The sequence below is a fragment of the Peribacillus sp. P4_B1 genome, from assembly GCF_056402395.1.
Genome location: NZ_JBFUHM010000034.1, coordinates 13,045 through 25,335, shown reverse-complemented (window position 1 = coordinate 25,335; position 12,291 = coordinate 13,045). Strand labels below are relative to the sequence as shown.

At 36.9% G+C, this 12,291-nt stretch carries 14 protein-coding genes and 1 pseudogene; 9 read left to right on the top strand and 6 right to left on the bottom strand.

Going from position 1 to position 12,291, the window contains the following annotated elements; genetic code table 11:
* The first annotated feature begins 61 nt into the window (after nt 1–61).
* The 7 genes from AC1DVK_RS18175 (at nt 62) to AC1DVK_RS18145 (ending at nt 3,899) form a co-directional block, all read left to right on the top strand.
* Nucleotides 62–964, top strand: a complete 903-nt coding sequence (locus AC1DVK_RS18175; protein ID WP_410863158.1) for an AEC family transporter — start codon at nt 62–64, stop codon at nt 962–964.
* Between the two features lie 254 nt (nt 965–1,218).
* Entirely contained in the window at nt 1,219–1,629 is a 411-nt protein-coding gene (locus tag AC1DVK_RS18170; RefSeq protein WP_410863160.1) for a hypothetical protein, read from the top strand.
* 243 nt (nt 1,630–1,872) lie between these two features.
* Nucleotides 1,873–2,004, top strand: coding sequence for a hypothetical protein (locus tag AC1DVK_RS18165; protein ID WP_477627071.1), 132 nt, complete (start codon nt 1,873–1,875; stop codon nt 2,002–2,004).
* A gap of 127 nt (nt 2,005–2,131) precedes the next feature.
* Entirely contained in the window at nt 2,132–2,413 is a 282-nt protein-coding gene (locus AC1DVK_RS18160) for a DUF4190 domain-containing protein (protein ID WP_061466093.1), read from the top strand.
* A gap of 109 nt (nt 2,414–2,522) precedes the next feature.
* On the top strand, nt 2,523–2,843 hold the full coding sequence (locus AC1DVK_RS18155) for a type II toxin-antitoxin system HicB family antitoxin (RefSeq protein ID WP_061463409.1): 321 nt from the start codon (nt 2,523–2,525) through the stop codon (nt 2,841–2,843).
* Between the two features lie 391 nt (nt 2,844–3,234).
* Nucleotides 3,235–3,660, top strand: a complete 426-nt coding sequence (locus tag AC1DVK_RS18150) for a nucleoside 2-deoxyribosyltransferase (protein ID WP_089364246.1) — start codon at nt 3,235–3,237, stop codon at nt 3,658–3,660.
* Between the two features lie 110 nt (nt 3,661–3,770).
* Nucleotides 3,771–3,899, top strand: a complete 129-nt coding sequence (locus tag AC1DVK_RS18145) for a hypothetical protein (protein ID WP_284149524.1) — start codon at nt 3,771–3,773, stop codon at nt 3,897–3,899.
* Between the two features lie 397 nt (nt 3,900–4,296).
* On the opposite strand, the gene AC1DVK_RS18140 is transcribed toward AC1DVK_RS18145, so the two are convergent.
* On the bottom strand, nt 4,297–5,043 hold the full coding sequence (locus AC1DVK_RS18140; protein ID WP_477627070.1) for a L,D-transpeptidase family protein: 747 nt from the start codon (nt 5,041–5,043) through the stop codon (nt 4,297–4,299).
* 217 nt (nt 5,044–5,260) lie between these two features.
* Between AC1DVK_RS18140 and AC1DVK_RS18135 the strand changes: the two genes are divergently transcribed.
* Nucleotides 5,261–5,713: a YueI family protein gene (locus tag AC1DVK_RS18135; RefSeq protein ID WP_410863162.1), complete on the top strand. Its 453-nt coding sequence runs from the start codon at nt 5,261–5,263 to the stop codon at nt 5,711–5,713.
* A gap of 438 nt (nt 5,714–6,151) precedes the next feature.
* On the opposite strand, the pseudogene AC1DVK_RS18130 reads toward AC1DVK_RS18135, so the two are convergent.
* The 4 genes and pseudogenes from AC1DVK_RS18130 to AC1DVK_RS18115 all read right to left on the bottom strand — a co-directional run.
* Nucleotides 6,152–6,293, bottom strand: a pseudogene (locus AC1DVK_RS18130) (IS5/IS1182 family transposase); the annotation flags it as partial.
* A 235-nt stretch (nt 6,294–6,528) separates the two neighbouring features.
* A complete protein-coding gene (locus AC1DVK_RS18125) occupies nt 6,529–6,741 on the bottom strand; it encodes a hypothetical protein (RefSeq protein WP_477627069.1) in 213 nt (70 codons plus the stop codon).
* 327 nt (nt 6,742–7,068) lie between these two features.
* On the bottom strand, nt 7,069–8,136 hold the full coding sequence (locus tag AC1DVK_RS18120; protein WP_410863164.1) for an AI-2E family transporter: 1,068 nt from the start codon (nt 8,134–8,136) through the stop codon (nt 7,069–7,071).
* A gap of 308 nt (nt 8,137–8,444) precedes the next feature.
* The gene (locus AC1DVK_RS18115) at nt 8,445–9,713 is read right to left on the bottom strand and encodes an L-lactate MFS transporter (protein ID WP_410863166.1); all 1,269 of its coding nucleotides are present in this window, start codon (nt 9,711–9,713) and stop codon (nt 8,445–8,447) included.
* A 668-nt stretch (nt 9,714–10,381) separates the two neighbouring features.
* Here AC1DVK_RS18115 and AC1DVK_RS18110 point away from each other — a divergent pair.
* Nucleotides 10,382–11,470, top strand: coding sequence for a branched-chain amino acid aminotransferase (locus tag AC1DVK_RS18110; protein ID WP_061463403.1), 1,089 nt, complete (start codon nt 10,382–10,384; stop codon nt 11,468–11,470).
* Between the two features lie 40 nt (nt 11,471–11,510).
* Here AC1DVK_RS18110 and AC1DVK_RS18105 read toward each other — a convergent pair whose 3' ends face one another.
* Nucleotides 11,511–12,197 (bottom strand): response regulator transcription factor, encoded by a 687-nt coding sequence (locus AC1DVK_RS18105; protein WP_061463402.1) that lies wholly within the window; start codon nt 12,195–12,197, stop codon nt 11,511–11,513.
* Nucleotides 12,198–12,291: the final 94 nt, after the last annotated feature.

Below are 12,291 nucleotides of genomic sequence, written 5' to 3'. Positions count from 1 at the left end.
ACAAAAAATTATAAAACTGATATTGTTAGAATAAAATCATTAGGATTATGAAGGTGATATTATGGGGTTTTTGGGTGTTCTTTTACCGATATTCGGTATTTTTGTTTTAGGGTTCGTCGGTCAGAAAAAGTTTAAACTTGATACAAAATCCATTTCCACGATGGCATTATATTTAATGTCACCTTTTCTTGTGTTTCGAACCTTTTATTCAGCAGAATTTTCGATTAATTATTTTTACCTGTTCTTATTCACGATAGTACTCTGCCTTTCTCTCGTCTTGGTAGTCTATATTATATCGTTCTTCCGTAATTATACAGTCACTGAAACAAGCGGAATGATTTTGGCGTCCGCATTCATGAATAACGGGAATTATGGAACACCTGTCATTTTCCTGCTATTCGGTGCGGCAGGCCTTGATTATGCAATTATCCTGATGGTGGGTCAACAGTTAGTGATGTGCACTATCGGCATTTATTTCGCAGCGAAGGGCAGTCCGGAAGGAAACGGGGTTCAAACAGCTCTTAAAGCAGTATGTAGGATGCCTATTGTGTATGGGGCTATTGCAGGTGCGGTTTTTCAGTTAGTGAACATTCCATTAAGCAATTCGGTTTTGGAAGCTATTCACCTTGTTGCAAATGCAGCGATTCCGACAATCATGATTACACTCGGGATGCAGCTTGCCAACGTTTCACTGAAAAATATTGCCTACCGAAAACTATCAGTTTCACTGCTTCTTAAACTTGCTGTTTCCCCAGCCATTGCTTTCCTGTTATCACTTGCCTTACCAGTGGATGATATGGTCAGGCATATCATGATCATCGTAGCTGCCATGCCAACGGCGGCCAACACTACGATGTATGCACTCCAATTCAATACAGAGCCTGAATTCGTATCAAGTGCTACGTTCATTAGTACTTCATTAAGCTTGATTACGCTTCCGATCATCTTTTTCTTTGTATTATAGAAGATTATCATTCTAAATATACGGGCAAAATTAATATATGCACGGAGGATTCCTATCAAGTTATAATAAGGGAGGAAACTACAAAGGGATCCGGCGCCCTGGAAAAGGAACGAACTATGGTATTTGGATTTAATGGGAAACGGACAGTTACCGATTTTCGATTATGTACTCTAAGTATGAGCTTACTTTTTTTATTTTTCATTCAACTGTCATATAATTTTCAATGCCTTTGTATTTAATTGGGGAGGGATTTTGTGTTCAAGACTAAAATTAAACTAACTAATCCTGAAAGGATTGATGCCATTTTAAAAGCGGTCGTTCAGAAATCCTATGAAGAAGCACTAGAAGAAAAACTCCTGCTATGCATGGAGTGTGGAGATGTGGATTTTTATATCGCGTATTCAAATAATGAAGAACTCCAAGATGCAATTAATGAAAACTTTGAAATCGATGAATGTGGAGAAATCATGAAATTAGACGAACATCAGGAACTTATGGATGATTTATATGAATATTTCTTGATCATACATAAGGAAAGTGATATGTTTGATTTTTTTCCAGCTGGTTCATATATTGTAGTTGGGGAAAGCCGTGAATCGGATACGGATATGTTGGCGCCAAGTGGTTTATTTTCAGCGCCATTTGAAGATGCGATAATGGATTGACGGAAAAGACAGCGATTGCTGTCTTTTTTTCATTTGAAGCTCGATATGCTTACGGCCCTAGGCGTTCTTTGCGCCTGTGGGTCACCCTTGGACACGCTTTTCTGCAGGGGAGACTTCTACCTTCCGTTCCAATCAACTGGAACGTTTTAAGAAAAAACTGTAGGCTAGGTCTGATCCCGAACCCTTAATTAAGACTAGTTTATACTTTATGGTTTTTCCCTGTTTTATGAAACACTCATTAAATTGACGAAATTCGCGAAACTCCTGCCGAATAACTGGCTGGCGGAGGCCTCACAGACGCTATCGGCGAGGTGCCTTGTCAGACAGTTGGCGAAAAGGGGACGGATTTCTGAAATCAACTGGTATGTTATGTAAGGATCCGACCAAGGGTATGGAATTTACCGGGAGGGTAGCAAGGAATCTTAGAGATGGTGAATACAAAAATATGAATCTTTTGCTTTTAATAACCGTATATATAAGAGGAAGAAAGAAGGTGGTATTTATGTCGGAAATTAAACCAACCAACAGCAAAGCGATTGTATCATTAATCATGGGGGTGTTGTCCCTGCTTATTCCATTCATCGGCATCATATTGGGTATTCTAGGTTTAATATTTGCATCTAAGAGTAAACAAGAAATTAATCTTACTGGTGAATCAGGAAATGGTTTAGTGACAGCTGGTAAAGTGTGCAGCATTATTGGAATAATCCTTAATGTTATCGTGATTTTGATTTTTCTGGTGTTTTTTTGTTTCGTAGTAGATACGGACATAACAACCTATTGAATGTAAAAATAATCTTGACAAACAAAGAAAAAGTAAGTAAATCTATTTTTAATAGAATTTCATGTTATAATTAACTAAAATGCTATATATTGTATGAAGGGATGATATTTTGACCATTCAAATATTTGAGTATCCAGCCGTATTCTATTATGAAAAACACCCATTGATTATCGACTCTTTTTCCGTTCAAGTTTGTTTCCCGGATTTTAGGCGAGAAGGAATTATTTCTACCGTTAGCGGTAGGAATCGGGTAGATGCCTTAGCTTGTGCTCAAGAATTATTGGAATCCATGGTCGAACATTTTATTCATGATAAAAAAACAATACCGGATGCAAGTGATTTGGAAAAGGTAAATCTAGATAGGGGAATTAATATATGTGAGGCTGCACCCTTCAGGATTGAAATAGAAAATATCACATATGAAAAATAAAAAAACCTTGCCGGGTAGAGGACAAGGTTTTTATTTTGCATTTCTTGAAGGGTTAATCATACTTTATCACCCGGAATGTCAGGTTATAAGAATGAAAATCTATACAAAAATGGATCGGTGGTTCTAATAGCCCTAAATCATCAATTTTTTTACATAAGTACATGATCCTTTTTGTAAGGTTAGCTCCGGCATTTAATTTTTTTTACGAAAAACCATCATTATCTGTAAAGGAATGATGGTTTTTTTCGCTTCAAATTTCTTTGATTGAAACGGTGTCATTAATTATTTTTAATTTTTAGGGAAAGGATATTGCGTTCTTTATAACGAATATGTATAGTATAGTTAATATAGGTAAAAAGTATCAATAGTTAAATATTTTGGAGGTGTATGAGTGAAATATTATATAGCATCAGACGAAAAAAATTTGAAGCAAGTAAGGTCATTGATCAAGAAATTGACTTCAAAAGGATTTACATGTGTGAATGCCTGGAATTTAATTGAGGATGATGAGAATAACCCAATTGCTGAAGGTATTGGAGAATATGAAAAAAGGGGGATTGAGGAAGCTGATTTCATGCTGATCTTCCTAACTGCAGGCAAAGGCAATCTTTATGAGCTTGGATATGCTTTATCATTAAATAAGAAAATTATTTTGTATTCACCTGAGAAAGACAATTATCATATTAATAAAAAATCAATTTTTCATAATCTGCCCGAGGTAACCATCTGCAGTGGGACATTTTATAAACTGGTTAAATTGATACATACGCTTTCTCCGGAAGGATCTGAAAAAAATGGTTCACTGCACCTTAAATAATTGTCAAATGTAAAATTAAAGGGCTACCCTCTAATAAAATATCTTTTGAACGAACTGTTTAATGTATTAAAAATGAGGGTAAAGACCATTAAAAAAGGGAGAGGACTATTTTGGCCATTATTGATATCGACCAATTATTGCTAGCGACTGAAGAGATTGCAGAAGAATCAGTTCCAATCCTTATTGATACATTTGACATTGATCAACTTTTAGATAAAACGGATTACTGGAATTGGTAAAGCAAAGCATGCCCAGTGAGGATATGCTTTTTTTCTGAGTGAAATTAACCTGATTACCAGTATGAACATAATACAAGTAATCAGGCAATAAGGATATTATAAAGAATTGGGTAATTTAAAACTTGCGTCCTTTTACGAATCCTAAAATCACAAACATTGCGATGGTGCCGATAACAAAAATTGACTTAATGGATAATATGAGAAGTTCATCGTACATTTGTATTACCTCCTTATATGTAATGCAGTGCAATTATAATTAGCTGTTTATGTAAAAATTATAACATAAAGCTAATAAGTGGTGGTGGGAAATTACAGACAATATGGGTAATAATGTATGGTTTGTTACAGTTTAGACAAAAAAAAATATCCTCTAATCAGGGGATATCAGTAATAGTAATTATTTAAGTCCAAGTGCTTTTTTTGTTTGTGGTCCGACGACCCCATCAGATGTAAGATTTTTAGCCTTTTGAAATTTCTTTACAGCCATTTCGGTATTTTTTCCAAATCCCCCATCAATTCCTTTAGTGCTGTATCCAAGTTTTGTTAATCTTTTTTGTAGCTCAATTACTTGGGGGCCACTACTTCCTTTCTTCAGGAAAATGTAGGTATTCTGTACAGGTAGGCTTTTAGATCCGCTCACCTTATATCCATTCGTAGCAGCTATGGAAGCAAATGATTTATTCGAACTGGCAATTAAGACAACAGTGTTCATTCCCACTTTATCGTACAGCCATTGAACATCATCGTTATACATGCGAATACAACCGGCACTTATATATTTGCCAATGCTTTTAGAATCATTATTGCCGTGTATTGCGTACGTATTACCTGGTGTATTCCGTGCATTTATCCCCAGCCATCGTTTCCCCAGAGGGTTTTTTGGATCTCCTCCTTTTATGTTGCCTTTATAATAGGGACGATTCACAATCTTTGTCACGACCTTGAACTTTCCTTCAGGAGTATAGGAGGATTTTTTTCCTGTCGCCACGATGAACACCTTCACCAATTTATCATTTTCATAATAGGCTAGCTGGTTATTGGCTTTATTGATGATGATCAGTTGTCTTGCCGCTGCACCTGAAGTATTGCTGAACGCAACAAAACTAAAAGCGAATATCAATACAAATACAATTAATTTTTTCATGTTTTTCCCCGTCCCTCTTTTATGCAACCTACATTCACACATATACTATCCTATGCATGAAGCGAAGCTAGGGTGACAATTTTTTTTAGGAAGGGTAGACTACAAAAGGGGAAAGTTAACCCCAACCACTTTTTACATTTAGCATTCCAAAGGAGATGGGCACTATTTTTGGCCATTTTTCATACATTATTGAAGTGAAACCGGAGGTGGGAAAGAATTGTCACGCCTAAAAGTGGAGGACTATCTAGAGCAAGGAATCTACGGTCCAAAAGAAATCAAGCCTGAAGAACGAAGGGAATTCCTGGGTACATTACGGGAGCGAGTCGTCATCGTCCTAAAAAAAAGCCAAGTCTTTGAAATGAATGTATATCCGGAGATTGAGCAAATGATGAAGCGGCATCCCCGTTCAAATTTGTTTTTAAATGGTCAGATGGACTATCAATATCTAGGGAAATATATTAAATTGGCAATAAGTCATAATATTCCTTACAAAATTGTTCTCAACAAAGACCATAACTCCGATTTGGGTCTAGTACTAGCAGAAAATAATGCCATAAACAATGAAGTAATTTATATTGAGAAGAAAAATCAAGCCATTCAAGTAATAAAAAAGAAAAGCGTCAAAGCGTTTTTCAAACGGTGGATTAAAAAAATATTTAACAAACACTGAAGAACAAAGCCTAAAAATGAGTCAAAGATGTTTAATATCTGAATTACTTTATTTACAGGAATTCGAGAGCATCGTGCATTTTTTAGACAAGAGCTAGAAGATTATATACATTCCTGCAATCATCAACGAATCAAGCTGAAATTTTAAGGCATGGGCCCGAGATTATCGGGTTCATGCTGCCTAACTAAATATCTTCGCTTGGCCCGTAAACTACCTTTGCTTTATCTTGCGGCCGGACATTATTCTTTTCTGAAATCAGGCACTTAATTTTTAAAATTGGCAATCTCGATCCATACTTATTACACCTATTGAAAACAAAAAAAATCGGATAAGGCAGTTTGTAGACAAAAGGGGTTCGGAATTAAAACATTCCGAACCCCTTTTGAAATTCCCTTTGAATTTTTCTCAATTTTTATGGAATTGGGTCTCTACGAGCTGTTAGGCCATTTTTAGACCTTGCCAGGACCAATTGGCCATCTTCTTTACTTTCATTGCAGGGAAAGTGAGCATCGCCTGATCGACAATTTTTAAGTCCCCTTAAAGGAGTCCAACGCATACCATGCTTTTCTTTTGCATCTGCTTGCAACAGCTTCTGGTTTCCCAACTTTTTCAATTACTTGTCCAACAAGTGGCTCTAAGATGTGACTATCATGCGTATTTCCAGGTGTACAATTGTCCCCAAAACAATGGCGGCCTCCATTTTACGAGCCAAATGGTTCGCTGGATCAGTTGATCTAAAGTAATCTTTTCAAGTTGATCTCGCTGAATAGAATCATGTTTAGAAAGCATCCTTATCACCTCAAGTTTTAATCCTTCTATTTTAAAACATGGTTGTTTTCACATACTTTGTTGCTATTTACCAGGTAGTGAGTTGTGGTTGATTTCCCCTCCAGATGCTCGCTTTCCTTGGTGCGGGCGGTGAGCCTCCTCGGCGTAAACGCCTGTGGGGTCTCAACTGTCCCGCTGCTCCCGCAGGAGTCTCGCACCTCCGCTCCAATCAACCTTAAATAGTTTCGTTTTATAAACAACAATCTTTACGAAAAGAGCCTAAAACAAAAAAGACCGCAGGCAAAAGTGAACTGCCCCGTAAATGTTAGACACCAAACTAACATTGCCATGTTCTTTAAATTGAGCCTCCCAATTCTTTATTAAGTATTAGATTAACAATATATTTCAGTGGCAACCGTTGAAAAAGAATCCTTTCCTTTTATGGAAAAACAGCTATTACATTTATCTTAATGAAGAATTGGTCATAAAAAAACCTCCAATTGTTAGATGGTGATCAACAATTGGGGTGCAGTTCTAGGATAGGTCCCCTTAAATTGGTGGATATAACGGGAGACAACCATTCCTGATTATGTGATCCTTTTTCGTAACCTATAAAACTTCCTGAAGTTTCCTATAATCGTTTTTACTACGGAATAAGTGGGGATAGCTATTAAAATGCCAATGAAACCATATATTGATCCTGCAGCAAGCAGCAATAAAATAATCGTCAGTGGGTGAATGTTGAGCCGTTTTCCCATAATATTCGGTGTAACCAAGTGCCCTTCGACCTGTTGAACGACTGTAAGTACAATGAGCACTTTCACTGCCAATCCAATGTCTTGCTGTAAGGCGATGAAAAGGGCAGGGATGATGCTTATAAATGGACCAAGGAATGGTACAACAGTAAAAATCATGGCGAATAGGGCTAATACGAGTGCATAATCGAGACCGATAATAAGGTAGCCAATATACATCAAAGTCCCAATGACGATTGATACGATGAATTGTCCGATAATATAAATTGATAGAGCTCTATCAACGTCTTTTAAAATCGTGTTCCCCTCTGATTCTACGTCGTTCGGAATAAATTTTAATAGAAATGGTCTTAGTTTATCTCCATCTTTCAAGAAATAAAACAAAATGAATGGTGTAATGACCAAAACGGTCAATACACTAGTGATCGTGGAGAAAATAGTATGGACATTCCCTAAGAGTTTTTCCGAGTAATCTTTTAAATGTGTGACCGCTTTTTCTTTCAGATCTTCCATATTAACCATGCCAAAGTCATTTTTTTCAATTATATCTTCGGATTCTTTAGAGAATTCCTTGACTTTGCTTGGGAGGCTTTCAGATAATTTTTGAGATTGGTCCACAATTACAGGACTTCCAAAGTAACTTACCATCCCAATCATGCTAAATATAATCAAAAAGACGATGAAAATGCTAAAAGTCCTAGGGATATATTCAGTTAAAAAGTTAACGACTGGCCGTAATATGTAGTATAAAAGCCCAGCCACTATAATAGGGAAGAATATAGCTGCAATGGTTTTTTGTAGCGGGAGCAAAACATAATCAATCTTACCTAGTAAAAATATAATTAAAATGATCAAAATTATTCCACTTGCATATTTAAAAAACGGTTTATTGATCCACAAAACAATCCCCCCCTAATTCCATCTCTTACTTGATTCCCTTATTTGGCTTCATGTTAAACTATATAACTTGTTCAGTTTCCTATGACCAGTAACAGGGCTGGAATTCGAATTTCTTTTACTTTTGAAGTTCCCATATTTTTGACGGGCGCCAAGGTAGGAAAGGGGAGTCTATCCAGATGCTTGTGAAGATTTATATTTATTGGATAATGTTCAAAAAACTAAAAAAAGGCATCATCAAGTTAACCACCGTTTTTGGAAGTTTACTTGAGAAATGCCTTTTTGCCAGGTCATAAGATACTTGTTATAAATTAGGATATTTTACTTAATGTATTCGTTAATCCTTGTTTCTGTCTTCTTTGCATTTTTTTAATGTCCAAACGCAACCAGATAGAGATGGCGAATGCTATCGTAATTAATACGGCGAAAACGTAGAATACCGGGATATAACTGTTCGTACTTTCCCKAATCGCAGTAACCAACATTGGTCCGCAAACTCCGCCTAGAGACCATGTAGTTAAAAGATACCCGTGAATGGCCCCAATTTCCTTGGTTCCAAATAAATCCCCGGCAAATGCAGGTAGATTTGAAAATCCTCCCCCATAACAACTAACGACTAACAGGATGAGTCCTTGGAACAATAGTGTATTTGTAGTAGTTGGAAGTAAAAGGAACGCTCCAATTTGTATGATGAAGAAAATGACGAAGACATTTGGACGGCCTATATAATCAGAGGCCGCTGCCCAGCCAAGTCTACCTCCGCCATTAAAGATTCCCATAATACCGACTAATGTTGCAGCACCTGCCACAGAAAGCCCAACAACGTCTTGAGCCATAGGTGAAGCTACCGAAATCATCATGATACCCGCACTTGTATTAATTAATTTCATTGACCATAACATCCAGAAGTGTTTAGTTTTAACCGCTTCTTTTGCAGTTAATTGCCTTAGGTCTTTCTTCAATTCTTTTTTACCGGACTCAATATCTCTCATCATTCCTTCAGGTAGCCAGTTAGCCTTTGGAGGTGCAATATAGGTTGCACCTAAGAACATTAGGATGAAATAGCCTGCGCCTAAAATATAATAAGTTGTATAAATGCCAAGGGATTCCATTAGGCTTGCAGCTACTGGGGCTGTTATGAGGGCTCCGGCACCGAAACCTAATACTGCCATTCCTGTCGCCAATCCCCTGCGATCAGGGAACCATTTAACTAAAGTGGATACTGGTGAAATGTACCCGATCCCCATACCAAGACCACTTAAAACCCCATATGTCAATAGGTAAAGTGGTAGTGAATCGACCATTACAGCCAACCCGGAACCAGCTTGTCCTAAACCGAATAATAAAGCAGCAACCAAAGCTGATTTTCTTGGACCATTTTTTTCTACAAATTTCCCAAAGAAGGCTGCAGAAGTTCCTGCAAGCGCCATCATTATTGTGAATGCTAACGTGACTTCAGTTTCTGACCACCCCATAGTCTCAACCAAAGGTTTTTTGTATACGCTATATGCGTATGCACCACCAATGGAAAGGTGAATAGCGATAGCGGATAAAGCGATTAACCACCTGTTTTTTGTCATGTTGTTACCCCTTCTCGTCAAAAATAATAAAGTACCATGCGTTTTATCTATAATATTTTGATTTGCATGCGTTTTAGCTATCTTGGGGATAAGTATATAAGATTATTTTTTAGTAGTAAACTACTAAATTGAATTTAACAACAAATTTGTATCTATGTACCATAATGGATTGAAATTGGAAATATATCTAAAAACCCATTCATGACCCCACTTTATGAAATGGTATAAAAAGTGTTTCATTCCTTATATGTTCCTTGTTAATATACATATAAGTATTAAGTTGAGTATCGGTTCGGATGCTGTAGCTCAAAGGAATCCGCTACACTTCTTTTTAAAGGAGTGGAAACGACAAGCGGATTACTGCCTGTTCCATGTTGAAAGAAATTTCACATTGGCATTATTGTTGATAATTTGTTAAAATTAACCCTAATATTCAGGAATTCAAGAAACCTGAACGAACAACCGGTTTTGATATTTATTGAGAAGTTTTAGGAATAATCGGTTCTTTTTTCAGGAATCATAGTAGGAAGTCTAACTCGTTTATTTTAAAAAATTCCGAAAATTTGCTCAAAAGGCTTGAACTATGATTCCTGATAGGAGTAAACTAATTAAAGATAGATTTTATGGAAGTGAAATCTTGTAAATTTATTCAACAAGGGGTTTTGGTAATGAAGGAACATGACATGCAAATCACGCTTAGTACAACAAAGAAAGAAAAACCACAGGCGGACCAGCTTGAGTTCGGTAAGCAGTTTACCGATCATATGTTTATTATGGATTACACACAAGGGCAAGGGTGGCATGATCCAAGAATTGTTCCTTATCAACCGCTCGCACTAGAGCCGTCAGCTATGATTTTCCACTATGGTCAATCTGTTTTTGAAGGATTAAAAGCATATGCAACACCAGAAGATGAAATAATCTTATTCCGTCCGGAAAAGAATTTCCAACGCTTAAATAGTTCAAATAGCCGATTGTGCATACCGGATATCGACGTTGATTTTGCATTGAAGGCCTTAAAAACTTTAATTAGCGTTGATAAGGATTGGGTTCCTCAGGCAGAAGGTACATCCTTATATATCAGGCCATTCATAATTGCTACTGAGCCTTACCTTGGAGTTTCTCCATCAGAAAAATATCAGTTCATCATCATCATGTCACCTGTAGGTTCTTATTATAAAGAAGGCATTCATCCAGTGAAAATAGCCGTGGAGTCAGCTTTCACACGTGCAGTTAATGGTGGTACAGGAGAAGCTAAAACGGGCGGGAATTATGCATCGAGCCTTAAAGCCCAGGAAGTATCCGAAAAGATGGGTTATGCCCAAGTTCTTTGGTTAGACGGGGTAGAGAAAAAATATATTGAAGAAGTTGGAAGCATGAATGTTTTCTTCAAAATTAATGGTGAAATCATCACTCCTGCTTTAAATGGAAGTATCCTTCCAGGTATTACCCGTGATTCCATTATAGAATTGCTTAAACATTGGAATCTTCCCGTGACGGAAAGACGTATTTCCATGGAGGAAGTCAAAGAAGCATATAAATCAGGTCATCTGGAAGAGGCCTTCGGAACGGGTACAGCCGCGGTTATATCGCCAATTGGTGAATTTTTATGGAATGGTGAAGAAATGATCGTTCAAAGCGGGGAAACTGGGGAACTATCTAAAAAGCTTTATGATACACTGACAGGTGTCCAAACAGGTAAAATTTCAGACGAGTTAAATTGGACTGCGAAAGTTGAAGAAAAAGTGACTCAATGATACTTAAACAAAAAAACCTTCTTTGAAGGTTTTTTTGTTTTTACATAATCATTTTGTGCCTTATTGCAACAGCCACCGCCTCAGTTCGGTGATTCACTCCTAATTTCCTGATTGCAGAAGAAATATGATCTCTGACAGTAAATTCACTAACGCTCATTTTTGATGCCATTTGCTTTAATCCTAAACCATTGGCTAAATATTGAAGGACCTCCGTTTCACGTTTACTTAGAAGGTAAGTGGGAGGAGCCGAATCCAATGTTGAACTGACAGCCAGTTTCAAATAATGGGACAGCTTCATTAAATCATTCTTTGTAACTGGCTCGTTTGCCTGAATGGGGTCAACCAAAACAAAACCGATGACCATGTCATTTACAATTATCGGTATGATTGCCAATGATGAGATGGAAAATTTTTTAACGTATTTTGCAGGAATGGAGGATTGCGCATGTTGAATGGTTAAGTATATGGGTTTGTTATGGATGACAGCTTGGTGGATAGGGTATATATCATGAATGTTTTCTTTAATATTATGTAATGAAAAAGTATCTTCACCAGTACATGCGCATATTCCTTCACCCACTCCTGTTAAACATGAGTAACTGAATAAAGATGCACGTTGAAAAGAAAAAAAATTCACACAGCCCTTTACAATCATTTGTGATTTATTTGCCATATCCTTTTGTTGGGAAATCTTTTTTACATGATTCATCAGGGTTTCCTCAAGCATTCGACTTTATTCCTCCCTACATTTTCAGTGCTAGGATAAATGCTAGTAATATCTTACAATATAATGAAAACTCTTACAAATTAAATAATCCCTT

What these genes read in the sequence shown, in the direction of transcription:
- AC1DVK_RS18110 (WP_061463403.1), top strand. Translation starts at nt 10,382, where the DNA reads ATGAAGGAACATGACATGCAAATCACGCTTAGTACAACAAAGAAAGAA.
- AC1DVK_RS18140 (WP_477627070.1), bottom strand. Translation starts at nt 5,043, where the DNA reads ATGAAAAAATTAATTGTATTTGTATTGATATTCGCTTTTAGTTTTGTT.
- AC1DVK_RS18160 (WP_061466093.1), top strand. Translation starts at nt 2,132, where the DNA reads ATGTCGGAAATTAAACCAACCAACAGCAAAGCGATTGTATCATTAATC.
- AC1DVK_RS18175 (WP_410863158.1), top strand. Translation starts at nt 62, where the DNA reads ATGGGGTTTTTGGGTGTTCTTTTACCGATATTCGGTATTTTTGTTTTA.
- AC1DVK_RS18105 (WP_061463402.1), bottom strand. Translation starts at nt 12,197, where the DNA reads ATGCTTGAGGAAACCCTGATGAATCATGTAAAAAAGATTTCCCAACAA.